The organism is Capnocytophaga sp. ARDL2, from assembly GCF_041530365.1.
Lineage (GTDB): Bacteria > Bacteroidota > Bacteroidia > Flavobacteriales > Flavobacteriaceae > Flavobacterium.
This window is the reverse complement of the sequence record NZ_CP168034.1, coordinates 2353568-2377599: the sequence shown is the minus strand read 5'-3', so window position 1 is coordinate 2377599 and position 24032 is coordinate 2353568. Positions and strand designations below refer to the sequence as shown.

The following is a 24032-nucleotide window of genomic DNA, read 5'->3' as shown; positions in this document are numbered from 1 at the left end:
AATTTGTTTAAAGTTAAACAAATTAAGTATAAAACATCAAATATTGTACCAAGTTAATAGACTTTAACCATCCTTTCATTTCCTTTCAAATCTTTTCGCAATTCTATAGCTGAAAAATAATTTTGGATCATTTCCACTGTTTCTTTTCCTAAATATTGATTGATTTCAAAGAATAAATAACCGTTTTCTGCTAAATATTTACTTGCCAATTGTGTGATTTTACGATAAAAAATCAACGGATCTTTATTTGAAACAAACAACGCTAAATGGGGTTCGTATTCCAATACATTTTTTTGAATTTCAGCTTTTTCCAATTCTCTCACATACGGTGGATTGCTCACAATCAAATCATAAGTTTCTAAGGTTTCGGTTTGTAAAATATCTTGATGAATAAAATGTATATCGGCTTGTAAATGCTGTGCATTTTCCTTTGCAATCGCAATTGCTTCCGCTGAAATGTCTATCGTGTGAATCGTGGCATTGGGAAATTCTTTTTTCAACGTAATGGGAATACAGCCCGAACCCGTCCCTATGTCGAGGATTTTCCATTTTTTGTGAGGTTGTGAACGAAGTATTTGTAAAATCCATTCAACCAATTCTTCGGTTTCGGTTCTCGGAATTAAAGTAGCTGGAGAAACTTTGAATTCGTATCCAAAAAAATAGGCTTTTTCAAAAATATATTGTAAAGGTTTTTGAGCAATCAATTGATTGATAATTGCTAATAAATCATTTTCAATTTCTTTTACAAACTCTTCATTTTCTTTCAAAATCAAATCAGTTTTGGAAAATCCCTTTTCAGACATTGCCCAATAATAGAGAGAAAGTGTTTCCTCTTGTCCATAAATCGGAGAGAGCTCTTGTATAAATTTCTTTTTGTATTCGGATACGGTCATAATTTTAGTATTTTTGTGTTTTTATTGTTTCACGTAGATTTTATTCATTATCTTCGTTACGCTTACTTTGATTTAGCAGATGACGCGGATATTATTGATTGTGATGATTTTTTTTGATTTATCAAAAAAAAATGCGGTAATCAGCTTTAAACCGTAGGTTTAATCGTTATTTTAGTGCAGTTTTCTTAAAATTCATTTTAGAAAAAATCTCTGAAAATCTGCGTGAAAAACCTACCCCAGACTTAAGGCACCCATTATCTCATCGTGTTTATTTTTAGAATATGGATTCGATGAACCCTAAAGGGTTTTCTAAAAGGAAGGGGAAAGTGATAAAATATTTCAAAAATGATGATTACAGACGAAAAATATATGCAACGAGCTTTGCAATTATCACAAATCGGTTTGCCATACGCGATCCCCAATCCTTCTGTAGGTGCTGTTTTGGTGTGTAAAGATACGATAATTGGCGAAGGTTTTACAAGTGCCTTTGGTGGAAATCACGCCGAAGTAAATGCGATTCGTTCGGTTCAAAACCCAGAATTGCTGTCGGAGAGTACACTTTATGTAACACTCGAGCCGTGCAATCACTTTGGAAAAACGCCACCTTGCTCTCATTTGATAGTAGAAAGTGGTATCAAAAAAGTAGTGGTAGGCTGTACTGATCCGTTTGTAGAAGTGGCTGGAAAAGGTATTGAACATCTGCGAAATCACGGTATTGAAGTGATTGTAGGTGTTTTGGGAAAAGAATGCATAGAGAGTCATCGCCGATTTTTTACTCAGCAGACCAAAAATCGTCCGTATATCATACTAAAATGGGCAGAAACCGCCGATGGTTTTATTGCTCCTGCGGAAAAAGATACCAAGCAACCAGTATGGATTTCCAATCAGTACTCATTGCAACTTACGCACAAATGGCGAAGCGAAGAAGCAGCGATTTTAGTTGGCACAAACACCGTTTTACAGGACAATCCATACCTTACGACAAGAAATTGGTACGGAAAAAATCCGACGAGATTGTATATAGATTTTTCGCATAAAATTGATGAAAAATTTGCAATTACAAACGGAATAGCTCCTACCATTTGTTTGACAGAGTCTTTACCCAAAAATCCTATCCCAGCCGTAATTTACGAATTGATTGACAAAAATAAATTGCCCAGCGAAGTGGCTCGTGTATGCTTGAAACACGGTTTGCAATCTATCATCATCGAGGGCGGAACCACGGTTTTGGAACAATTTATTCAAGCAAATTATTGGGACGAAGCAAGAGTTTTTTTCTCTAATATTCGTTGGAAAAACGGAATAAAAGCTCCCCAATTGACCAATTTTGCAATAGAAAAACGATTGACCATAGAAGATAATTTTCTCACGATATTTCAACCCAATCTATGAAAGATACGTACAAAACGATAGCGTTTCCCACAGAAGAAGTGTTGTTTAAGGAAAAAAACAGCAAATTTTTTGGTTATGCCTTTCCTGTAATTTCAGAGGAAGAAATCAAACAACATTTGGAAGAGATCAGAAAGCAACATCACACAGCGAGACATTGGTGCTATGCCTATCAAATAGGTACAAAAAACATTCAGTACCGTGCCAATGACGACGGCGAACCCAACAATACTGCGGGAATGCCGATTTATGGACAGATTCAATCGTTTGATTTGACCAATGTTTTGGTGATTGTCGTTCGCTATTTTGGCGGAATAAAATTGGGCGTTGGTGGCTTGATTACCGCATATCGTCAGACAGCACAGATGGCTTTGGAAGTAGCAGAAATTGTAGAAGAAACGATCGACCAACATTATTTGATTTCATTTAATTATAAGGATATGAATAAGGTGATGCGTGTGTTAAAGGAAAAAAATATAAGCATTGTCAATCAAAAAATGGAAATGAATTGTCAGATAGAAATTCGTGTTCGATTGCAAAACATTCCGCAAACTTTGGCGGCATTCGAACCTTTGTTTGAGGTGAAAATAGAGGAAGTTTAAAGTAAGAAACGATGGATAAAGAAAAATTAATCAAAGATTTTTCGGTCTATTTGCGATTGGAAAGAGGATTGTCAGAAAACACATTGATTAATTATCAATTAGATATTGAAAAATTTCTCAATTTTTTAGCCGTAGAAATTCAATCCATTGATCAAGTAGGGGAGGAGGAAGTACGAGCGTTTATTTATTCAATAGGAAATTTTTATAGTACAGCCACACAAGCGAGATTTTTGGCTTCGTTAAATTCGTTTTTTACATACTTACAATTGGAAGAACGAATCAGACACAATCCAGTAAAATTTATCGAACATCCAAAAATGGAACGTAAATTACCCGTTGTACTAACTTTGGATGAAATATATAAAATCATAGATACTATACCAGATACAACTCTTGAAGAACAACGTAATAAGGTAATGTTGGAAACTCTTTACAGCTGTGGATTTCGTGTTTCAGAGCTGATAAGTCTAAAAATTTCTGATTTGTTTTTTGACGAAGGCTTTGTCAGAGTGATAGGAAAGGGAAATAAACAACGATTGGTACCTATTGCACCACATACTCAAGAGGCAATTTTTTATTATTTGAGCGAATTAAGAGGAAAAATGGTCAATCAATTATTTTCAACAGATGTATTGTTTCTCAATCGAAGAGGAAAACCTTTGACACGCGCGATGATATTTATCTTAGTAAAAAAATATGCACAGCTGGCAGGAATTACCAAAGAGGTAAGTCCGCATACATTTCGACATTCATTTGCCACACATTTATTGGAAAATGGAGCCAATTTGTTTGCTATTCAGGCTATGTTGGGACATGAGTCGATTACAACGACTGAAATTTATACCCATATAGAGCAATCTGCTTTGAAAAATGTGATAGAAAATTTTCATCCATGGAATATTAAAAATCAAGAATAAAAATGAAAAAAATAGAAAGTTTGAAAAATCCATTGATAAAAGAGCTCATACAATTGCATGAAAAATCTCGTAAACGAAAACAACTTAAACGTTTTATAATTGAGGGAAAAAGAGAGGTGTTTTTAGCTCAAAAAGGAAACTATCAAATTGAAAAAATTTTTATATGTGAGGAATATCATTCTGAAGGAGAAATTACTAAATTTTCTCAAATTGCAAAGGAATTGATTTTGATTTCTAAAGAAATTTATCAAAAATTGGCTTACAGAGATACTACAGAGGGAATTATTGCTTTAGTAGAGGAAAAATCACATCAGTTAAACGATTTGAAATTACCAGAAAATTCATTGGTTTTGGTCGTAGAAGCGATAGAAAAGCCAGGTAATTTGGGAGCCATACTACGTACAGCAGATGCAACAAATATTGATGCAGTACTCATTGCAAATCCCACAACTGATTTGTACAATCCCAATGTGATACGAAGTAGTGTAGGCTGTGTGTTTACCAATAAAATTGCAATAGCAACAACTGATGAGGTAATTGCATATTTAAAGAAAAACAACATTTCTATTTATAGTGCTATTTTACAAGAGGCAGTACCGTATTACACGCAAGATTATACTTCATCATCGGCAATAGTTGTAGGAACAGAAGCTACAGGTTTGACACAAGTATGGAGAGAACATTCTCACAAAAACATCATCATTCCTATGGAAGGAGAAATTGATTCTATGAATGTTTCTGTAGCCGCAGCAGTTTTGCTATTTGAAGCCAAAAGACAGAGGAGAGAGTAAAACGTTCCTCTTTTTTATGGTTTATAAAATTCCTCGTGTTTTAATTTGTAAATATTTATTAATTACTTTGGTATTGAGATTTTCTGGAGCGGTATAAACCGAATAAATACCGTATTTTTTCAGTTCTTGAATGATGAGGTTTTTCTCAAATTCAAATTTTTCTGCAATGATTTTGTCATAGATTCCTTGTAGATTGTTGGGGGTAGATTGTATCATTGATTGCAATTCCGAGTTTTTAAAGAAAATTACTACCAATAAATGATTTCGAGCGATTCCTCTCAAATAATTCAACTGTCGTTTTACAGCATCTAAGGTTTCAAAATTGGTAAAAAGCAAAACCAAACTTCTCTGTGTAATCTGCATTTTTACATCTTGATATACCCTGCCAAAATCGGTTTCTGCAAAATCGGTTTGCACATTGTAGAGAGCTTCTGAAATTTTTCTCAACTGAGCATTTTTATTGTCGGCAGGAACCTTGTTTTCTGTTTTTCGAGAAAATGTCATAATCCCCACACGGTCGCCTTTTTTTAAAATAATGTGAGAAAGAGCCATTGCCGCATTGATGGAATAATCCAGCAAACTCAACCCATCAAAAGGCATTTGCATCGTGCGACCTTTGTCTATGAGAATATAGATGCGTTGCGATTTTTCGTCTTGGTACTGATTGACCATCAGTTTGTTTTGTTTAGAAGTTGCTTTCCAATTAATCGTGCAAATATCGTCGCCTTGCACATATTCCTTGATTTGTTCAAACTCCATTGTGTGTCCCAATCGACGGATTTTTTTTACCCCGCCCAAGAGAAATTCGTTTTGCAACGCCATCAATTCATACTTTCTTAAATGAATAAACGAAGGATAAGTGGGAAGTGTTACTCCTTTTTGAAACGCATATCTTTTTGAAACAAAACCAATGGGAGATTTGGTAAAAATATTCAGTCCGCCAAAACTGTACTCGCCTCGTTCCTTTGGAGTTAGTTGGTAATTTGAAAGTATTTCTTTTGAAGGTTTTATTCTTTGTTTTATTAAAAAATCTCTCTTTTGAAATTGGAAAGGGATTTCGTCTATCACATCGACAGTAACCCAAAAAGGATAATGATTTTTTATGCGAATTTGAATAAGATTTTCATCTCCGTTTGACAATTTTTCAGGAAGCAATCGCTCAGCTTTTATTCCATTTTTCTGAACAAAAAGAAATAAAAAATCAAGAGCAAACACCAAAGTAGTAAGCAACAAAAGGATATGTGCTAAAGGTAAAAGTGATTGGAAAAAAAACGCCAAAACATAGCACACACCCACTAAAAAGAGTGTAAAATAAAATCGATGATTTATGTAGAGTTCTTTCATAGGTTAAAATTTAAAAGGAAAAATCAGTAGTAATTAACCACAAAAGTACATTATAATTTTCAAAATTTAGATTTATTTACGGAAAAGGTAGTTTGAAAAAGGGATTGTCTGCCACCTAACTAACGTATATCAATTTTGATGTCTATTAATCTCATCAATTAAAAAAGGGATTCAAACAATTCAAAATTTTCAATTTCTTTTTATTGTTTCATAAAATTTGTCAATAACAGTAATTATTACAGAAGTTGTTTTTAAACAAGGTTTAAAAGTAACGATTATTTTGAAAATACTTACCAATGAGTTGAACAAGAGTTGTATTTGTAAAGTAAAATAGATTGTTTTATTTACACTCTTTCCAAATTATTTTAAGTGTTATTCTTTTGCGTCTTTAGTTGTACTTTTGCATTATGGCAAGAAAAAAATCTGAAAAAATCGTATTTGAAAATATAGAAGTACTCGATGCGGGTGCTAAAGGTGTATGTGTAGCAAAAGCTCCTGATGGGAAAGTGATTTTTATTCCTAATGTGGTTCCGGGCGATGTGGTAGATGTGCAAACCGTAAAAAAACGCAAAGCCTACTACGAAGGGCGTGCTACAAAAATTCATTGTTATTCTCCTCATAGAACCGATGCGGTGTGCGAACATTTTGGTGCATGTGGTGGTTGCAAATGGCAAAATATGCAATACAGTCAGCAATTGCACTACAAACAACAAGAGGTTTATAATCACTTGAAACGCATAGGAAAAATCGAACTTCCAGAATTTGAGCCTATTTTAGGGTCAGAGAAACAATTGTTTTACCGCAATAAAATGGAGTTTTCGTTTTCTAATGCTCGTTGGCTTACGCCAGAAGAAATCAGCTCGGGCAAAGAATTGGGTAAAGAAAATGCTCTTGGTTTCCATATTCCGAAAATGTGGGATAAAATTTTGGATATCAAAAAATGCTGGTTGCAAGAAGACCCTTCAAATCAGTTGAGAAACGAAATCCGTGCGTTTGCCAATGCTCACAATATGGAGTTTTTCAACCCGAGAGAAAACAGTGGATTGTTGCGAACTTTGATGATTCGTACGACTTCGATTGGCGAAACGATGGTATTGATTCAGTTTTTTAAGGAAGATAAAGAAAAACGAGAATTATTGTTGAATCATATTTTGGAAAAATTTCCACAAATTACCTCATTACAATATGTAATCAATGAAAAGTTTAACGATACCATTTACGATCAAGAAGTGATTTGCTACCACGGTAGAGATTATATTTTGGAAGAGATGGAAGGTTTGCAATTCCGTATCAATGCCAAATCATTTTATCAAACCAATTCGGAACAGGCGTTTCAGTTGTACAGTATCACCAGAGATTTTGCAGGATTGACAGGCAAGGAATTGGTATATGATTTATACACAGGTACAGGAACGATTGCACAATTTGTGTCTAAAAAAGCCAAAAAAGTTATCGGTGTAGAGGCGGTGCCAGAAGCGATTGCCGATGCAAAAATCAACGCTGCACACAACAATATTACCAATTGTGAGTTTTTTGTGGGCGACATGAAAAATGTCTTCAACGACGAATTTATAGCCACTCACGGTCAACCCGATGTGATTATTACCGACCCACCTCGAGATGGAATGCACAAAGATGTGGTAGCACAAATCTTGAAAATTGCACCCAAAAGAGTGGTGTATGTAAGTTGTAATTCCGCAACACAAGCCAGAGATTTGGCTTTGATGGACGAAATGTATCAAGTTGTAAAAGTTCGCCCAGTAGATATGTTTCCACAAACACACCATGTAGAAAATGTGGTGTTGTTGGAGAAGAGAAAGGGGGAGTAAATTGCAAATTGACTTGTTGGAATCACCCCATATTTCATTGTTAAATCATTCTAAATAATTTAATAAAAATCTGAAATTTGGCAAAATATTAAATTAATTAATGTACATTTGCCATTCAAAATTTTAAATAAAAAATAATACCATGAAAAAAAATGTATTAGCAGTATTGGCTTTAGCCACTTTGACTTTTGCTTCTTGTAAAAAAGACGCTCCTGTTTCAAACCCAACAGAGGTTTCTGAAACTCCACAAAACGCAGTAAGCTATAATCTAGCAACTGAAGAGTCTGTAATCAACTGGAAAGGTGAAAAAATGTCTGGAGACAACCATACAGGAGATTTGAAATTGAGCGAAGGTGCTGTTTCTGTAGTTGATGGAAAATTGACAAACGGTGTGTTTGTAATCGATATGAACTCTATCACAGTTACTGATATTCCTGCTGATGACGAAAACAACGGATATTTGGTTGGACACTTGAAAGGTAGCAACGAAGAAAACCAAGATCACTTTTTCAATGTAGCAAAATATCCAACAGCTAAATTTGAAATCGCAAATGTAACTGAAACTGAAAACGAAGGTAAAGTAACCATCGAAGGAAACTTGACTTTGAAAGAAACTACTAAACCAGTAAAATTTGACGCAGTAGTTACTGTAACTGATAATGATGTATTAATCACAACAGAAGAATTTGCTTTTGATAGAACTGAGTTTGGCGTAAACTACAACTCTGGAAAACTTTTCCAAGACTTAGGTGACAAAGTTATCAAAGATGAGGTAAAAGTAAAATTGTCTGTAAAAGCTACGAAATAATAATTGTTTCATAAATAACTATAAAAGCTGTTCGATTTTTGAACAGCTTTTTTTATCTTTACTAAAAAATAAATTATTCATAATATGGCAACGATAACTTTAGGAGGAAATCCAATCCAAACGGTAGGTACTCTACCACAAAATGGTGAAAAATTAGTAGATTTTAATTTGGTAGCAGAAGATTTGTCCGTGAAAACTAATAATGATTTTGCAGGAAAAAAAGTAGTTTTTAATATTTTTCCAAGTGTAGATACAGGGACGTGTGCAGCTTCTGTAAGACGTTTCAATGAAGAGGCATCTGCTCTTGAAAACACTATTGTAGTTAATGTTTCAAAAGATTTGCCTTTTGCACTCTCTCGTTTTTGTGCTGCAGAAGGATTGAAAAATGTGGTTAATTTATCTGATTTTAGAACTGATTTTTCAAAACAAGTGGGAGTAGAAATGGTGGATGGTCCTATTAAAGGTTTGATGAGCCGTTCAATTATTGTTGTAAACGAAAATAATGAAGTAGTTTATACAGAACAAGTACCTGAAATAAAAGATGAACCTAATTATCAAAATGTTTTGGACGTATTGAAAAAATAGTTTCGATTATTTGTCAATTAGTAAAAAACATTTTAAACGTGAAAGATACAGCAAAACATCAAGGACTACGCAATCATTTGGTACAAGAACTCATTAAAAAAGGAATTTCAGATAAAACGGTATTAAATGCAATATCTCAAATACCAAGACATTTGTTTTTGGATTCGAGTTTTGAAAATTTCGCTTATCAAGACAAGGCGTTTCCTATTGGAGCAGGTCAGACCATTTCTCATCCATATACTGTTGCCTATCAGACGCAATTGTTGGAAGTAAAACCTAATCAAAAAATTTTAGAAATAGGTACAGGATCTGGTTATCAAACGGCTGTTTTGTGTAAAATGGGTGCAAAGATATATACAGTAGAAAGACAAATAGAGTTGTATAAAACCACTTCTGTACTTTTACCCAAATTAGGATTCAAACCTGTACTCATGACCTATGGAGATGGATATAAAGGAATGGAAAATGATGCACCTTTTGACGGAATAATCGTTACGGCAGGTGCTCCGTTTGTTCCAAAGCCTTTGTTGGCTCAATTAAAAGTAGGAGGTAGATTGGTTATTCCAGTTGGCGAAGATAAGCAAGTAATGAATCTGATTATTAGAGTTTCTGAAACACGATTTCAGCAACACGAATTAGGTGATTTTCGATTTGTACCTATGTTGGAAAACAAAAGTAGATAACAAAAAAAACTCATTTTCAATTGAAAATGAGTTTTTTTTGTTATACCGAAACCTTTCCTTTGATTTCAGGATACGGGTCGTAGTTTTCTAAAGTAAAATCTTCGAAAACAAATGCGTCGATGTCTTTTACATTCGGATTGATTTTCATTGTAGGCAAGGTACGTGGCTCTCTCGAAAGTTGCTCTTCGATTTGCTTGAAATGGTCTTTGTAAATATGCACATCTCCAAAAGTATGAACAAAATCACCTACTTTCAAATCACACACTTGGGCTATCATTTGTGTCAAAAGTGCATAAGAGGCAATATTGAAAGGTACTCCTAAAAACAAATCTGCCGAACGTTGATATAGTTGACATGAAAGTTTGCCCTCAGCTACATAAAATTGAAAAAAAGTATGACAGGGAGGTAAAGCAGCTTTTCCATTGGCAACATTTTCTGCAAACGAAATTGATGTGTCTGGTAAAACAGATGGATTCCAAGCAGAAACCAATAATCTCCTACTATCAGGGTTGTTTTTAATAGATTGTATCACTTCTTTCAATTGGTCGATGTCCTCACTATTCCAATTTCTCCATTGATGACCATAAACGGGTCCTAAGTCTCCATTGGAATCTGCCCATTCGTTCCAGATGCGTACGTTATTGTCTTTAAGGTATTTGATGTTGGTCTCTCCTTTGATAAACCACAACAATTCGTGAATAATCGATTTTAGGTGTACTTTTTTTGTTGTTACTAATGGAAATCCTTCTTGAAGATTAAATCTCATTTGGTGTCCAAAGATACTACGAGTACCTGTACCCGTGCGGTCTGCTTTGTCAACACCTTCGGTCAAAACTCTGTTGACCAAATCTTTATATTGTTTCATGTTATTTTTTCTGGTTGATTACTTCTTGAATTTTTGCAGCTTCGTCATAATTTTCGTCCAAAATTGCTTTTTCAATCAATTCGTTTAGTTGTTCTATCGAATAGTTTGCATAAGGGTTGGTCGATTTATTTGAAAGATTGTCAAGTATATCGTCGATTTCTTTATTGATTTCATCGATACTTTCGTTTTCATCTTCCATAAATTCCGTTTCATCCAAAGTAATTCCCGCTTTTTCCAAAATGTGTGCGTATGTAAAAATAGGGGCTTTAAATCTCAAAGCAAGAGCAATTGCATCACTTGTACGAGCGTCTAAAATTACTTGTCTTTCAAAGGATTCGCAAACCACATTGGCATAAAATACACCATCTATTAGTTTGTGAATGATTACTTTTTCTACATTGATAGAAAATGATTCTGCAAAATTTTTAAACAAATCATGCGTCAACGGTCTTGAAGCTACCAAGTCTTTTTCCATAGCCAAAGCAATTGATTGAGCCTCGAAAGCACCAATGATTATTGGTAATTTTCTGTTGGTTTTTACTGTTGACAAAAGTAATGCATACGCACTATTTTGTGTATGGGTATATGAAATTCCTTGTACAAATAATTCGATTAAGTTCATGATAAAAATCAATTTAACGACAAAGATACAATTTTATTTGTATTGAAATTGTATGCTTTTTTGATAAATTTTTAGGTAAAATCATTTTTTACCATGTAGAAATATTTAACTATAAGGAAAATATTTTTATCAACAGCTAAATTACTTTTTGCCTTGAAAAAATGTTTACAGTTTGTTGAATAATTTATCTAAATAATATTTTCAAATTTCAAATACATATAGTACTTTTGTAGCTTAAAAAACAAGTAGTAAAAATAATGAGCACAACAAAGAAAATTCAATCGGCATTAATTTCGGTTTTTGACAAAGAGGGTTTGGAGCCAATTGTTAGAGAATTGCATAAAAATCAGGTAACTATATATTCGACAGGTGGTACCGAAACTTTTATTAAAGACTTGGGAATTCCTGTAGTGGCGGTAGAAGATGTTACTTCATACCCTTCGATTTTGGGAGGTCGTGTAAAAACATTACACCCAAAAATTTTTGGTGGTATCTTGAACAGACAAGACAATCCATCGGATGTGGAACAAATGAAAGAATTTGAAATCCCACAAATCGACTTGGTTATCGTAGATTTATACCCTTTTGAAAAAACAGTTGCTTCAGGTGCTGATGAGGTCGCGATTATCGAAAAAATCGATATCGGTGGTATTTCTTTGATTCGTGCAGCTGCTAAAAACTTTAAAGACACGGTAATTGTAGCTTCAGTAAACGAATACGATTTGTTTTTGTCTTATTTGGTAGAAGGTAATGGAGCTACTACTTTAGAGCAAAGGAAAACTTTGGCTACCAAAGCATTCCATACATCCTCTCACTACGACAGTGCAATTTTCAACTATTTCAACCAAGACGAAAATGTGTTGAAAGTGAGCATTGCCCAAGGACAAACCTTGAGATATGGTGAAAATCCTCACCAAAAAGGAACTTTCTTTGGAGATTTAGACAAAATGTTTGACAAATTGCACGGAAAAGAATTGTCTTACAACAACCTGTTGGATGTTGATGCCGCTGTAAATTTGATGAATGAGTTCAAAGGTCAGGCTCCTACATTTGCTATTTTGAAACACAACAATGCTTGCGGTGTGGCTCAAAGACCAACGATGAAAGAGGCTTATTTAGACGCTTTGGCTGGTGATCCAACTTCAGCTTTTGGTGGAGTATTGATTGCAAATGGTACAATTGACGAAGCTACAGCAGTAGAAATCAATCAATTGTTTTGTGAAATTGTAATCGCTCCTGCTTATGATGAAAATGCTGTTGAAATTTTGAAAGAAAAGAAAAACAGAATCATCTTGGTACAAAACGAGGTAGAATTACCTGCTCAGCAATTGCGTACTTGTTTAAATGGTGTGTTGGTTCAAGACAAAGACAACATCACAGATAGCAAAGATATTTTGAAAAGCACAACGAACGAAGTGCCAACAGATGCTCAAATCGAAGACTTGTTGTTTGCTTCAAAAATCTGTAAACACACCAAATCAAATACGATTGTTTTAGTAAAAGGTGGTCAAATGTGTGCGTCAGGTACTGGACAAACTTCGCGTGTAGATGCGTTGAGACAAGCGATAGAAAAAGCAAACAGTTTCAATTTTGATTTGAACGGTGCTGTAATGGCGAGTGACGCATTTTTCCCATTCCCAGATTGTGTAGAAATCGCACACAAAGCAGGAATCAAAGCGGTAATTCAGCCAGGTGGATCTTTGAAAGATCAATTGACAATCGATTATTGTAACGAAAACAATATTGCAATGGTAACTACTGGAGTTCGCCATTTCAAACACTAAAAAAAAACTGATAAATAGGCTATGGGATTTTTTGATTTTATGACAGAGGAAATCGCGATGGACTTAGGTACAGCGAATACTCTAATCATTCACAACGGTAGAGTGGTGGTAGATAGCCCTTCTATTGTAGCAAGAGATAGAAAAACTGGGAAAGTAATTGCAGTAGGGCATGAAGCAGCTCTAATGCAAGGAAAAACTCATGATAATATCAAAACCATCCGTCCTTTAAAAGACGGAGTAATTGCGGATTTTGATGCTTCTGAAAAAATGATTAACTTGTTTATCAAAAGCATCCCTGCATTGAAAAAGAAATTGTTTACACCTTCATTGCGTATGGTAGTGTGTATTCCTTCTGGTATTACAGAGGTGGAAATGCGTGCCGTAAAAGAATCATGTGAGCGTGTAAACGGTAAAGAAGTATATTTGATTCACGAACCTTTGGCAGCGGCTATCGGTATCGGTATTGATATTTTGCAACCAAAAGGAAATATGATTATTGATATCGGTGGCGGTACTACAGAGATTGCTGTATTGTCATTGGGAGATATTGCTTGTGATAAATCTGTGAAAATTGCGGGAGATGTATTTACCAATGATATCGTTTACTACATGCGTTCGCAACACAATTTATTTGTAGGAGAAACTACAGCAGAAAAAATCAAAATAGAAATTGGTGCTGTAATCGACGATTTAGAGCAAGGACCAGATGATATGTTGGTACAAGGTCGTGATTTGTTGACAGGAAAACCAAAACAGGTATCAGTTTCTTATCGCGAGATTGCAAAAGCATTGGATAAATCGATCCAACGAATTGAAGATGCTGTATTGGAAACACTTTCTCAAACACCACCAGAATTGGCAGCAGATATCTACAATACAGGTATTTATCTTGCAGGTGGAGGTTCTATGTTGAGAGGTTTGGACAAGCGTATTTCACAAAAAACAGATTTACCAGTATTTATTGCCGAAGATCCATTGAGAGCAGTAGTAAGAGGTACAGGTATTGTGATCAAAAACTTGGAAAAATACAAAAACATCCTTATTAAATAAGCGATGCAACAAATATTTTATTTTTTATCTAAAAACAGTACGAGGTTACTGTTTTTGGTGCTTTTAATAGTTTCGGTTTCGTTGACCATTCAAAATCATTCGTACCATCGTAGTAAATTCCTTTCGTCCGCCAATCAAATGAGCGGTTCGGTATATGAAAAAACGCATGCAATGGAAGAATATTTGCATTTGCGAAAAGACAACGAACTACTTGCAGAAGAAAATGCTCGATTGAAAGAATTGTTGTACAATAGTCAAAATACTATTGACTCGGCTTTTCATGCACAATCAACTCGTGTACCTATTAGTGAATTTAAAGTCTTTAATACACACATTATCAACAATAGTTATCGCAAAAGAAACAACTATTTGACAATAAGAGGTGGTGTAAATCAGCAGTTTACAAAAGATATGGGGGTAATCAATGACAAAGGAGTAGTAGGTATAGTAGAAAATGTGTCTAAAAATTTTGCTACAGTTCAAAGTATTTTGAATACAAAAACAAAGATTACTGCCAAAGTAAAAAATACCGAACATTTTGGTACGATCGTTTGGGATGCAAAGAACGCAGGTTTTGTACAATTGACAGATATACCAAAATTGGCAAATTTGACCAAAGGAGATTCGATAGTTACAGGAGGAATATCGACCATTTTTCCTGAAAATATTCCAATCGGAGTGGTGGATAAAGTTTATACATCAAAAGCCTCAAACTTTTACACCATCAATGTGCGTTTGTTCAATGATATGACGCGTATCAATCAAGTGTATGTGATTGAAAATATCAACTATCAAGAAATTAAAGAATTAGAAGAAACTACTCAAGATGAATAATACAACCTTATTGGCACTTTTTAGATTTGTATCATTGCTCATTTTGCAAGTAGTGCTGTTCAATTATATACATTTTCTAGGATATGCCGTGCCATATCCTTACATTTTATTTATCCTTTTGTTTCCTTTACAAGTCAATAGAAAATGGTTGTTGATTGCCAGTTTTTGTATGGGAATTATTTTGGATATTTTCAATGATTCGGGTGGTGTGCATGCAACAGCCTGTCTATCAGTAGCATATTTTAGAGAATATTTTATCAAAATATCTTATGGTATCAGTTATGAATACCACATGCTCAAAATATCTAGTAAAATTTCAAAAGAATTGATTAGCTATTTATTTGTATCGATTCTTTTTCATCATTTAGTATTTTACACATTAGAAGCATTTAGCTTATTATTGATAATAGATGTTTTGCTAAAAACGGTTTCTTCATTGGCAGTAACCTTTTTATTTTCACTATTGTTGATTGCTTTATCAAAATCTGACCGATAGACAATGAGAAAATTATTTTTTCCATCATTAATTATTGTTGGTGCTATCATCATCATTGCTCGACTATTTTATTTGCAAATAGTTGACGGTTCGTATTTGATTAAATCGGAAAACAACGCCATCAAAATCGTTTATGAATATCCTGAACGAGGGTATATTTTTGATAGAAATGGCGAATTGTTGGTAGCCAATCAGCCGAGTTATGACATCATGGTGATACCTCGTGAAGTAAAAAATATCGATACTTTGGAACTCTGCAAAATATTGGAAATAACCAAAGAAGATTTTATCAAAAAAATAGAAAAAGCAAAGGTGTATTCACCGAGATTACCATCGCTTTTTATGGCTCAATTGTCAAAAAAAGAATTTGCAGCTTTTCAAGAAAAACAACGACATTACAAAGGTTTTTATATTCAAAAACGTAGTCTTCGAGATTATCAAGTCGATTATGCAGCCAATGTTTTTGGTTATATTCGACAAATTAACGAGGCAGAATTAGAGCGAAGACCCTATTACAAATCGGGTGAATTGATTGGTATTCGTGGAGTAGAGCAGGCGTATGAAGAACAGTTGAGAGGTGTGCGTGGCGTTTTTTACATTCAGCGTGATAAACACAACAAAGAAATTGGGTCGTACAAAGAGGGGAAATATGACACTTTAGCAAAAAAAGGAAAAGATTTGACCATAACCATCGATGCCGAATTGCAAAAATACGGCGAACAGTTGATGGTAAACAAACGAGGGGGTATCGTTGCTATCGAACCCAAAACAGGGGAGATTCTCGCTTTAGTTACGGCTCCGAGTTATGATCCAGGGTTGTTGGTAGGAAAAAATCGTTCAAAAAACTATATAGCGATCGATAGTATCCCTGGGAAACCGTTTTTTGACAAAGTATTACAAGGGCAGTTTTCTCCTGGTTCTCCGTTCAAAATTCTCACTGGATTGGTAGGATTGCAGGAAGGCGTAATCGATACACAAACGAGATTTTCGTGTGCAAGAGGATTTTATTATTCACGAGGAGGGTTTATGGGATGCCACGATGTAGGTGCATGGAATTTACATCCAGCGATTGCCAAATCGTGCAATACTTATTTTGCACAAACCTTTATGAAGACTGTCAATAAATATCCAACGCCAGCTCAAGGTGTTGATGCTTGGTACAAACATTTGGCAAGTTTTGGATTGGATAATTATATGGGGTACGATTTACCTTCGGGACAAAAAGGAAGAATACCCAATTCGACGTTTTATCAAAAATGGTTTCCAAATGGAGGATGGAGTAGTACAACGATTGTCTCCAACTCCATTGGTCAGGGAGAGGTGGAAATGACGCCTATACAATTGGCAAATGTTATGTGTGCTGTAGCCAATGAAGGATATTATTACACTCCTCATATCATCAAAAAAATCGAAGGAGAAGAAATTGATAAATCATTCGTTCAGAAAAAACAAACAACGATTGATTCACGACATTTCAAACCTGTAATCGAAGGATTGTTGGAAGTGTATCAATCAGGTACTGCGAGTAGATTGAGAGTGCCAGGAATTAATATTTGTGGTAAGACAGGAACGGTAGAAAATTTTGTAAATGTAGATGGAAATCGAGTGAAACTCACCGATCACTCTTCGTTTTTGGCATTTGCACCGAAAGAAAATCCAAAAATTGTAATTGCTGTGTTTATCGAAAACGGAGGTTGGGGAGCATCTTACGCAGGGCCTATTGCCTCGTTGATGATAGAAAAATATTTGAAAAAAGAAATCTCGCGTACCGATTTAGAAACGCGTATGCTCAATGCAAATTTGAGTGCAAATTATGTAACCAAAGACAAGGCTGAGAGACAAAAAGCAGAAAGAGAGCGATTGAAAAGAGAACAAGAAAAGTTGAAAAATATAAAGTAAACATGGCAACGAACAACCAAATGCAAAATCAAAGTGTACTGGCAAATATTGATAAGCTGTCTGTTTTTATCTATATTTGTTTAGTGTTTTTTGGCTGGATGAGTATTTATTCAGCTTCATTGCCGTTAGAACCAAGTTCAATTTTCGATTTGAATCAAATTTTTGGAAAGCAATTATTGTTTATGGGATTGTGTGTTCCTGTAATATCGATATTGTTGTTTGTCGATGCAAAGATTTTTGATAAATATTCTCTGATTTTTTACATAATCGGAATCATATTATTGATGGGGTTATTTGTCTTTGGTAAAACAAGTAAAGGACAGACCAACTGGTATCAATTTGGAGGAATCAGTATGCAACCTTCTGAGTTTGCCAAAATCGGAACCGCTTTGTTGTTGGCAAAATATATTTCAGATGTGCAACCAACATTTGTCAAAATACAAGAGCAAATTGCTGCTTTGGCGATTATTTTTATCCCTGTATTTTTTATTTTGTTGCAACCCGATGCGGGGTCGGCAATGATATTCTTTAGCTTATTTTTAGCCTTGAATAGAGAAGAATTTCCTACTTGGTATTTGTGGACTGGAGCCATAGCAATTTTGGCATTTATATTGGCATTGATAGTACCTTTGTCTATATTATTGCCTTTGGTTTTTGTGTGTTTTGGAATACATTATTGGCGAAATAAAAAAATCACAAGAAATATATTTGTCTATGCAGGATTGGCAATAGCAACGGCAACTTTTATTTTTTCAGTAGAATATGTATTTGAAAATGTATTAGAACCACACCAAAAAGATCGTGTCAATGTATTATTGGGCGAAAATGTCGATATGAAAAAGGAGGGATACAATCTCAATCAGTCGATGATAGCTATAGGTTCGGGGGCTTGGTTAGGAAAAGGATGGCTTGAAGGTACACAAACAAAAGGCGGATTTGTTCCAGAACAACACACAGATTATATTTTTACCACAGTAGGAGAGGAGTTTGGTTTTGTCGGAAGTTTGGTTGTAGTAGTATTATTTACAGGATTGCTTTTACGCATCGTCTATTTAGCCGAAAAACAACGAAGTGTATTTTCTCGAGTATATGGCTATAGTGTCGCCTCTATATTGTTTATGCACTTTTTCCTAAATATCACCATGTTGATAGGATTGTTTCCGACGATTGGAGTGCCTTTACCGTTTTTTTCTTACGGAGGTTCGAGTTTGATAGCATTTACGATTATGTTGTTTATCTTTTTAAAATTAGATGCAAATAAAGTGAATGAGTGGTAGTTTGGTATAGTTTTTGAAAACAAACTTTTATAAAAAATAATAAAAAAGTAACATGAAAAAAATAGTTGTAAGTTTATGTACCTTGTTTGCGGTAGGAATGGTAAATGCACAAGAAGTAACAACGCAATCACAAACAGTAATTGTTAAAGACGTTACAGGTCAAGAAAAGGAAATTGAAACTATCGAGGCATATTTGTCAGAAGATACTCAAACGTCACCATCTGTACAAACACATTCGTCTGAAGAATATAATGCAGAGCAAACACGTTTGAAAGTAGAGCAAACTAAAGCAAATGAAGAACAAGCAAGAATAAAAGCAGAACAAGCAAGAATAAAAGCAGAGCAAACTAAAGCAAATGAAGAACAAGCAAGAATAAAAGCAGAACAAGCAAGAATAAAAGCAGAGCAAACTAAAGCAAATGAAGAACAAGCAAGAATAAAAGCAGAGCAAGCAAGAATAAAAGCAGAGCAAGAGGTTGCTAAGCAAAGAGAAAAAGCCCAACAAAAAATCGCTGAAGCTGAAGCTAAAAAAGAAAAAGAAGCTTTGAAAAGAGAAAAGGAGTTGGCAAAGCAAGAAAAAGCAAAAGTTAAAAAAGCAAAAGAAGAAGCAAAAGCAGCTGAAAAAGCAGCAAAAGTAGCTGAAAAAGAAAGAAAAACTGAAGTAAAAGCTTTGAAAAAAGAAGAAAAAGCTCAAAAAAGAATAGATAGTGCTTCAAAATCTTTGCAAAAATCAAAAGATAAATTGGCAAAAGCTGAAAATAAATTGGCAAAAGCTAAAAATGATTTTGATAGAAAAATGCTAGGAAGAAAGCTAAGCGTAGAAAAAGAATTAAAAGCAAAGCAAAACATTTTGAAATTAGAAAACCAAGTGAATAAATATAAAATCGAAGTACAAAAAGCTGAGTTAAAGTTAAACGAAGCAAAAATGAAAAAATAATTTATTTGTTTGACATGAAAAAGGCGTCTTGAAATGAAATCAAGGTGCTTTTTTTGTTTAATGCAATTTATTTTATTCAATAATAAAAAATAGTTTTAGTTATTGTAAAAAAAATCATACTTTTGTTGGATAACTTTAATTGTATAAAATAAGACAATATGGATAATATACCCCTGAGTAGCTTGGTATTACCTATAGGAGAAGGAGATGAAATATCGGTCTGGAAACTGATATTGACTATCTTTTTAGTATTTTTAAATGGTTTTTTTGTAGCAGCCGAATTTGCAATCGTAAAAGTGAGATCGTCACAAATCGAGGTGCAAAAGCATATTCGTTCGAGTGTAGCTTCTGCAGCAAAAACGATAGTCGCTCAGTTAGATTCCTATTTAGCTGCCACGCAGTTGGGAATTACTTTGGCTTCATTAGGATTAGGTTGGGTAGGAGAAAGCTCTTTGACTCCAGTGGTTATGAGATGTTTTCATTTCTTTGGTTTCGTAGGAGAAAAATACGATACGATTGCACAAAATTTATCTTTTCCAATAGCCTTCGTTATCATTACAATTTTGCATATAGTATTTGGTGAATTAGCACCAAAATCATTAGCCATCCAACATCCAACCAAAACTACATTTGCGATTGCATGGCCATTGCGTTTATTTTATATTGTTTTCAAACCAGTCATTTGGTTGATGAATGGTCTGGCAAACGTAATTTTACGTGCTGTCGGAATTACTCCAATTCACGGAAGTGAAATACACTCTGAAGAAGAGTTGAAAATGATTATAACCGAAAGTCAAGAAGGAGGAGCTATTCAAGAAACAGAAAGAGAATTGATTCAAAATGTATTCGAATTTGACGACCGTCGAGTAACCAATGTGTTTACTCTAAAGAAAAATGTTTCGAGTGTTGATGTAAATTCTACAGTAAAAGAAGCTATTGATTTTACTCTAACTGAAGGATATTCTCGTTATCCAGTTTATGACGATAACAAAGACAATGTATTAGGATTACTATATACCAAAGATTTGTTTAAAGAATATACTCAAAAAGGTGAAAATTTTGAGTTGAAATCTATTTTGAGAGAACCAATTTTTGTGTCGGAAACAACATTGATAAAAACCGTTTTGAAAAAATTTCAATCCGAACACTCTCAAATTGCTATTGTAACCAATGAAGTAGGAGAATATTCTGGATTGGTTACTCTGGAAGATATTTTAGAAGAGTTGGTAGGAGAAATTCAAGATGAATACGACAACGAAGAACCAGTTGTAAAATCTTTGCAAACAGGTGTATATATTGTAAATTCTCATGAAAATATATCAGATATTAATCGATTGTTGCCATTTCCTTTTGAAGAAAGTGAACATTATGATACATTAGCTGGATTGATTTCTGAAATGAATAATGAATCTGAAATAGATTTACAAGAAGGGGATTTATTAGATTTTACTCACTATCACGGAACTGTTTTAAAAATGTACCGTAACTCTGTAGAGTCAATACAATTGACCGTAAAAGAAGAGTTTATTGAAGGTGAAGTCATAGAATTGTCAACAGAAGTATAATATTCAAAGGGATTTTAATAGCGTTTTTTTTTCCTTTTGCAATAAATAAAGTATCTTTGTCCGTTGTAAAAAGGACAACCTTTATAAATATTAAATCATAGTATCTACTTTTATATGAAAGAATTTACAAAAGAAGTATATCTGAAATGGTATGAAGATATGCTGTTTTGGAGAAAGTTTGAAGATAAATTAGCTGCATTATACATTCAGCAAAAAGTAAGAGGTTTCTTACACTTGTACAATGGTCAGGAGGCGGTTTTAGCTGGGGCTTTACACGCTATGGACTTGAGCAAAGACAAAATGATTACTGCCTACAGAAACCATGTGCAACCTATCGGTATGGGAGTAGATCCTCGCAAAGTAATGGCTGAACTTTTAGGAAAAGCAACAGGTACTTCTCAAGGTTTGGGTGGTTCTATGCACATTTTTTCTAAAGAACACGGATTTTATGGTGGACATGGTATTGTAGGAGCTCAAATTCCTGTGGGTGCAGGTATGGCATTTGCTGAAAAATATTTAGGAACTGGTGGGGTGTCATTGACTTATTTCGGAGACGGTGCTGCAAGACAGGGTTCTCTTCACGAAGCCTTTAATATGGCTATGTTGTGGAAATTGCCAGTGGTGTTTATCTGTGAAAACAACGGATATGCAATGGGTACTTCGGTGGAAAGAACTGCCAACCATACTGATATTTGGAAATTGGGATTGGGATACGAAATGCCTTCTTACGCAGTAGATGGTATGAATCCTGTAAAAGTTGCTGAAGCAATGCACGAGGCTATTGAAAGAGCTCGTCGTGGCGAAGGTCCAACTTTCCTCGAAATGAAAACTTACCGATACAGAGGACACTCAATGTCTGATGCTCAACACTATCGTACAAAAGAGGAAGTAGAAGAGTACAGAAAAATAGACCCAATTACTCAAGTTTTGGAGGTAATCAAACAAAACAATTGGGCTACTGACGAAGAAATCGAAGTAATTGACAACCGAGTGAGAGATTTGGTAAACGAATGCGAAAAATTTGCTGAAGAATCTCCATATCCAGAAACTTCGGTAATGTATGATGTAGTTTACGAACAAGAAAATTATCCATTTATTCCTCATAAATTATAAGACATGGCAGAAATCATTACAATGCCTCGTTTGAGCGATACCATGACAGAAGGTACTGTAGCAGCGTGGTTGAAAAAAGTTGGAGATAAAATTTCTGAAGGTGATATTCTTGCAGAAATCGAAACGGATAAAGCTACGATGGAGTTTGAATCATTCCATTCAGGTACCCTATTATATATAGGAGTACAAGAGGGAGATACAGCTCCAGTGGATAGTGTTTTGGCTATTATAGGAAATGAAGGCGAAGATTATCAATTGATGTTGAACGGAGGTGCTCCTTTTTCACAAAAAACAGAAGAAACTGAAAAAACAGAAGAAACAACTGTTCAACCAACGGTAGAAATCCCTTCAAATGTGTCGATAGTAACAATGCCTCGTTTGAGCGATACCATGACAGAAGGTACAGTAGCTACTTGGTTGAAAAAAGTAGGTGATAAAGTTTCGGAAGGTGATATTTTGGCTGAAATCGAAACAGACAAGGCTACAATGGAATTTGAATCTTTCTATGCAGGAACTTTGCTACACATAGGAATTGAAGAAGGACAAACAGCTCCTGTTGATAATGTTTTGGCAATCATTGGTCCAGAAGGAACAGATGTTTCTGTTTTGCTAAACGGAAATATCACAACGGCAAAAACTACTTCAACTCCTGCTGAAACAAAAGTTGAAGAGACAAAAGAAGAGGAGGTTGCAGTTGCTAATACTTCAAATTCGAGAATTTTCGCTTCGCCATTGGCTAAAAAAATTGCCCAAGATAAAGGAATTGATTTGTCTTTGGTAAAAGGTTCGGGTGAAAATGGAAGAATTGTAAAAAGTGATGTTGATAATTTCAACACATCTCAATCGACAGCTCCAATCACCAAAGCAGAAGAAACTCCAAAAGTGGTAGTTTCCACCCCAACGGTAGCAGGAACCGTTCAAGTAGAAGAAGTGAAAAACTCTCAAATGCGTAAAACGATTGCAAGAAGATTGTCTGAATCAAAATTCACAGCTCCACATTATTATTTGACTGTAGAGTTGGATATGGACAATGCTATCGAAGCTCGTAAAAACATCAACAACTTGCCTGATACTAAAGTATCGTTCAACGATATGGTAGTAAAAGCATGTGCAATGGCGTTGAAAAAGCATCCACAAGTAAATTCATCTTGGACAGAAAACGCTACCATCATCAATCATCATATAAATATTGGTGTGGCTGTAGCTGTGGAAGACGGATTGGTAGTACCAGTGGTAAATCATACAGATATGCTTTCGTTGTCTCAAATCGGAGCAGCAATCAAAGATTTGGCAGGAAAAGCAAGAAACAAAAAATTACAGCCAAAAGAAATGGAAGGGTCAACATTTACTGTTTCAAATTTAGGAATGTTTGGTATTGAAGAATTCACTTCGATTATCAATCAACCCAATTCAGCTATTTTGTCTGTAGGAGCTATTATTGAAAAACCAGTGGTGAAAAACGGACAAATTGTAGTAGGAAACACTATGAAAGTAACATTAGCATGCGACCACCGTACCGTAGATGGAGCAATGGGAGCAGATTTCTTACAAACATTGAAATCCTACATCGAAAATCCAGTAACTATGTTAGCTTAATACATAATGAAAATCGCTTTTTGAAAAGATTCAAAAAGCGATTTTTTGTTTGTAGATTAAATAATTTGATAGTTTATAGTTTAACATGTTGATAATCAGTGATTGTTTTTGTTGATTTAAATCTTTAAATGTTAAATTGTGATTTTTTTATGG

At 34.6% G+C, this 24032-nt stretch carries 22 protein-coding genes; 18 read left to right on the top strand and 4 right to left on the bottom strand.

Going from position 1 to position 24032, the window contains the following annotated elements:
• Positions 1 to 53 precede the first annotated feature (53 nt).
• Positions 54 to 893, bottom strand: coding sequence for a peptide chain release factor N(5)-glutamine methyltransferase (gene prmC / locus AB4865_RS12015; RefSeq protein WP_372473539.1), 840 nt, complete (start codon positions 891 to 893; stop codon positions 54 to 56).
• A gap of 348 nt (positions 894 to 1241) precedes the next feature.
• On the opposite strand from prmC, the gene ribD reads away from it, so the two are divergent.
• The 4 genes from ribD to AB4865_RS11995 are packed head-to-tail and all read left to right on the top strand — an operon-like array spanning position 1242 to position 4592.
• The gene (gene ribD / locus AB4865_RS12010) at positions 1242 to 2285 is read left to right on the top strand and encodes a bifunctional diaminohydroxyphosphoribosylaminopyrimidine deaminase/5-amino-6-(5-phosphoribosylamino)uracil reductase RibD (RefSeq protein ID WP_372474916.1); all 1044 of its coding nucleotides are present in this window, start codon (positions 1242 to 1244) and stop codon (positions 2283 to 2285) included.
• Positions 2282 to 2884, top strand: a complete 603-nt coding sequence (locus tag AB4865_RS12005) for a YigZ family protein (RefSeq protein WP_372473538.1) — start codon at positions 2282 to 2284, stop codon at positions 2882 to 2884. The genes ribD and AB4865_RS12005 overlap by 4 nt, the downstream gene beginning before the upstream one ends.
• An 11-nt stretch (positions 2885 to 2895) precedes the next feature.
• Positions 2896 to 3801: a site-specific tyrosine recombinase/integron integrase gene (gene xerA / locus AB4865_RS12000; RefSeq protein ID WP_372473537.1), complete on the top strand. Its 906-nt coding sequence runs from the start codon at positions 2896 to 2898 to the stop codon at positions 3799 to 3801.
• 2 nt (positions 3802 to 3803) lie between these two features.
• Positions 3804 to 4592 (top strand): TrmH family RNA methyltransferase, encoded by a 789-nt coding sequence (locus AB4865_RS11995; RefSeq protein ID WP_372473536.1) that lies wholly within the window; start codon positions 3804 to 3806, stop codon positions 4590 to 4592.
• Positions 4593 to 4613: 21 nt separating this feature from the next.
• Here the strand turns inward: AB4865_RS11995 and AB4865_RS11990 are convergent, their stop codons facing one another.
• Complete coding sequence (locus AB4865_RS11990) at positions 4614 to 5936, bottom strand: DUF58 domain-containing protein (RefSeq protein WP_372473534.1); 1323 nt, start codon at positions 5934 to 5936, stop codon at positions 4614 to 4616.
• 407 nt (positions 5937 to 6343) lie between these two features.
• Here AB4865_RS11990 and rlmD point away from each other — a divergent pair, with 407 nt between their 5' ends.
• From rlmD to AB4865_RS11970, 4 genes are all read left to right on the top strand, one after another.
• Positions 6344 to 7765, top strand: a complete 1422-nt coding sequence (rlmD, locus tag AB4865_RS11985; protein ID WP_372473533.1) for a 23S rRNA (uracil(1939)-C(5))-methyltransferase RlmD — start codon at positions 6344 to 6346, stop codon at positions 7763 to 7765.
• Between the two features lie 142 nt (positions 7766 to 7907).
• Positions 7908 to 8573: a YceI family protein gene (locus tag AB4865_RS11980; RefSeq protein ID WP_372473530.1), complete on the top strand. Its 666-nt coding sequence runs from the start codon at positions 7908 to 7910 to the stop codon at positions 8571 to 8573.
• Between the two features lie 84 nt (positions 8574 to 8657).
• Positions 8658 to 9158 (top strand): thiol peroxidase, encoded by a 501-nt coding sequence (tpx, locus tag AB4865_RS11975; RefSeq protein WP_372473529.1) that lies wholly within the window; start codon positions 8658 to 8660, stop codon positions 9156 to 9158.
• A 38-nt stretch (positions 9159 to 9196) separates the two neighbouring features.
• Positions 9197 to 9841, top strand: a complete 645-nt coding sequence (locus tag AB4865_RS11970; protein ID WP_372473528.1) for a protein-L-isoaspartate(D-aspartate) O-methyltransferase — start codon at positions 9197 to 9199, stop codon at positions 9839 to 9841.
• Between the two features lie 40 nt (positions 9842 to 9881).
• Here AB4865_RS11970 and AB4865_RS11965 read toward each other — a convergent pair whose 3' ends face one another.
• Both AB4865_RS11965 and AB4865_RS11960 read right to left on the bottom strand, forming a co-directional pair.
• Positions 9882 to 10706 carry a thymidylate synthase gene (locus AB4865_RS11965; RefSeq protein ID WP_372473527.1) on the bottom strand — a complete coding sequence of 275 codons (825 nt, stop codon included), beginning with the start codon at positions 10704 to 10706 and terminating at the stop codon, positions 9882 to 9884.
• Between the two features lies 1 nt (position 10707).
• Positions 10708 to 11328: a bifunctional nuclease family protein gene (locus tag AB4865_RS11960; RefSeq protein ID WP_372473526.1), complete on the bottom strand. Its 621-nt coding sequence runs from the start codon at positions 11326 to 11328 to the stop codon at positions 10708 to 10710.
• Positions 11329 to 11585: 257 nt separating this feature from the next.
• Between AB4865_RS11960 and purH the strand changes: the two genes are divergently transcribed.
• From purH to AB4865_RS11910, 10 genes are all read left to right on the top strand, one after another.
• Complete coding sequence (gene purH / locus AB4865_RS11955) at positions 11586 to 13112, top strand: bifunctional phosphoribosylaminoimidazolecarboxamide formyltransferase/IMP cyclohydrolase (RefSeq protein ID WP_372473525.1); 1527 nt, start codon at positions 11586 to 11588, stop codon at positions 13110 to 13112.
• Positions 13113 to 13133: 21 nt separating this feature from the next.
• Positions 13134 to 14162 carry a rod shape-determining protein gene (locus tag AB4865_RS11950; protein ID WP_372473524.1) on the top strand — a complete coding sequence of 343 codons (1029 nt, stop codon included), beginning with the start codon at positions 13134 to 13136 and terminating at the stop codon, positions 14160 to 14162.
• A 3-nt stretch (positions 14163 to 14165) separates the two neighbouring features.
• Positions 14166 to 14996 carry a rod shape-determining protein MreC gene (mreC, locus tag AB4865_RS11945; protein WP_372473523.1) on the top strand — a complete coding sequence of 277 codons (831 nt, stop codon included), beginning with the start codon at positions 14166 to 14168 and terminating at the stop codon, positions 14994 to 14996.
• The gene (locus AB4865_RS11940; protein WP_372473521.1) at positions 14989 to 15492 is read left to right on the top strand and encodes a rod shape-determining protein MreD; all 504 of its coding nucleotides are present in this window, start codon (positions 14989 to 14991) and stop codon (positions 15490 to 15492) included. The genes mreC and AB4865_RS11940 overlap by 8 nt, the downstream gene beginning before the upstream one ends.
• 3 nt (positions 15493 to 15495) lie before the next feature.
• Complete coding sequence (gene mrdA / locus AB4865_RS11935; RefSeq protein ID WP_372473520.1) at positions 15496 to 17391, top strand: penicillin-binding protein 2; 1896 nt, start codon at positions 15496 to 15498, stop codon at positions 17389 to 17391.
• Between the two features lie 20 nt (positions 17392 to 17411).
• Entirely contained in the window at positions 17412 to 18668 is a 1257-nt protein-coding gene (rodA, locus tag AB4865_RS11930; protein WP_372474915.1) for a rod shape-determining protein RodA, read from the top strand.
• 52 nt (positions 18669 to 18720) lie between these two features.
• On the top strand, positions 18721 to 19605 hold the full coding sequence (locus AB4865_RS11925; protein WP_372473519.1) for a hypothetical protein: 885 nt from the start codon (positions 18721 to 18723) through the stop codon (positions 19603 to 19605).
• Positions 19606 to 19763: 158 nt separating this feature from the next.
• Positions 19764 to 21170 (top strand): hemolysin family protein, encoded by a 1407-nt coding sequence (locus tag AB4865_RS11920; RefSeq protein WP_372473518.1) that lies wholly within the window; start codon positions 19764 to 19766, stop codon positions 21168 to 21170.
• Positions 21171 to 21284: 114 nt separating this feature from the next.
• Entirely contained in the window at positions 21285 to 22283 is a 999-nt protein-coding gene (gene pdhA / locus AB4865_RS11915) for a pyruvate dehydrogenase (acetyl-transferring) E1 component subunit alpha (RefSeq protein ID WP_372473517.1), read from the top strand.
• A gap of 3 nt (positions 22284 to 22286) precedes the next feature.
• Positions 22287 to 23879, top strand: coding sequence for a 2-oxo acid dehydrogenase subunit E2 (locus AB4865_RS11910; RefSeq protein WP_372473516.1), 1593 nt, complete (start codon positions 22287 to 22289; stop codon positions 23877 to 23879).
• The last annotated feature ends 153 nt before the right edge of the window (positions 23880 to 24032 follow it).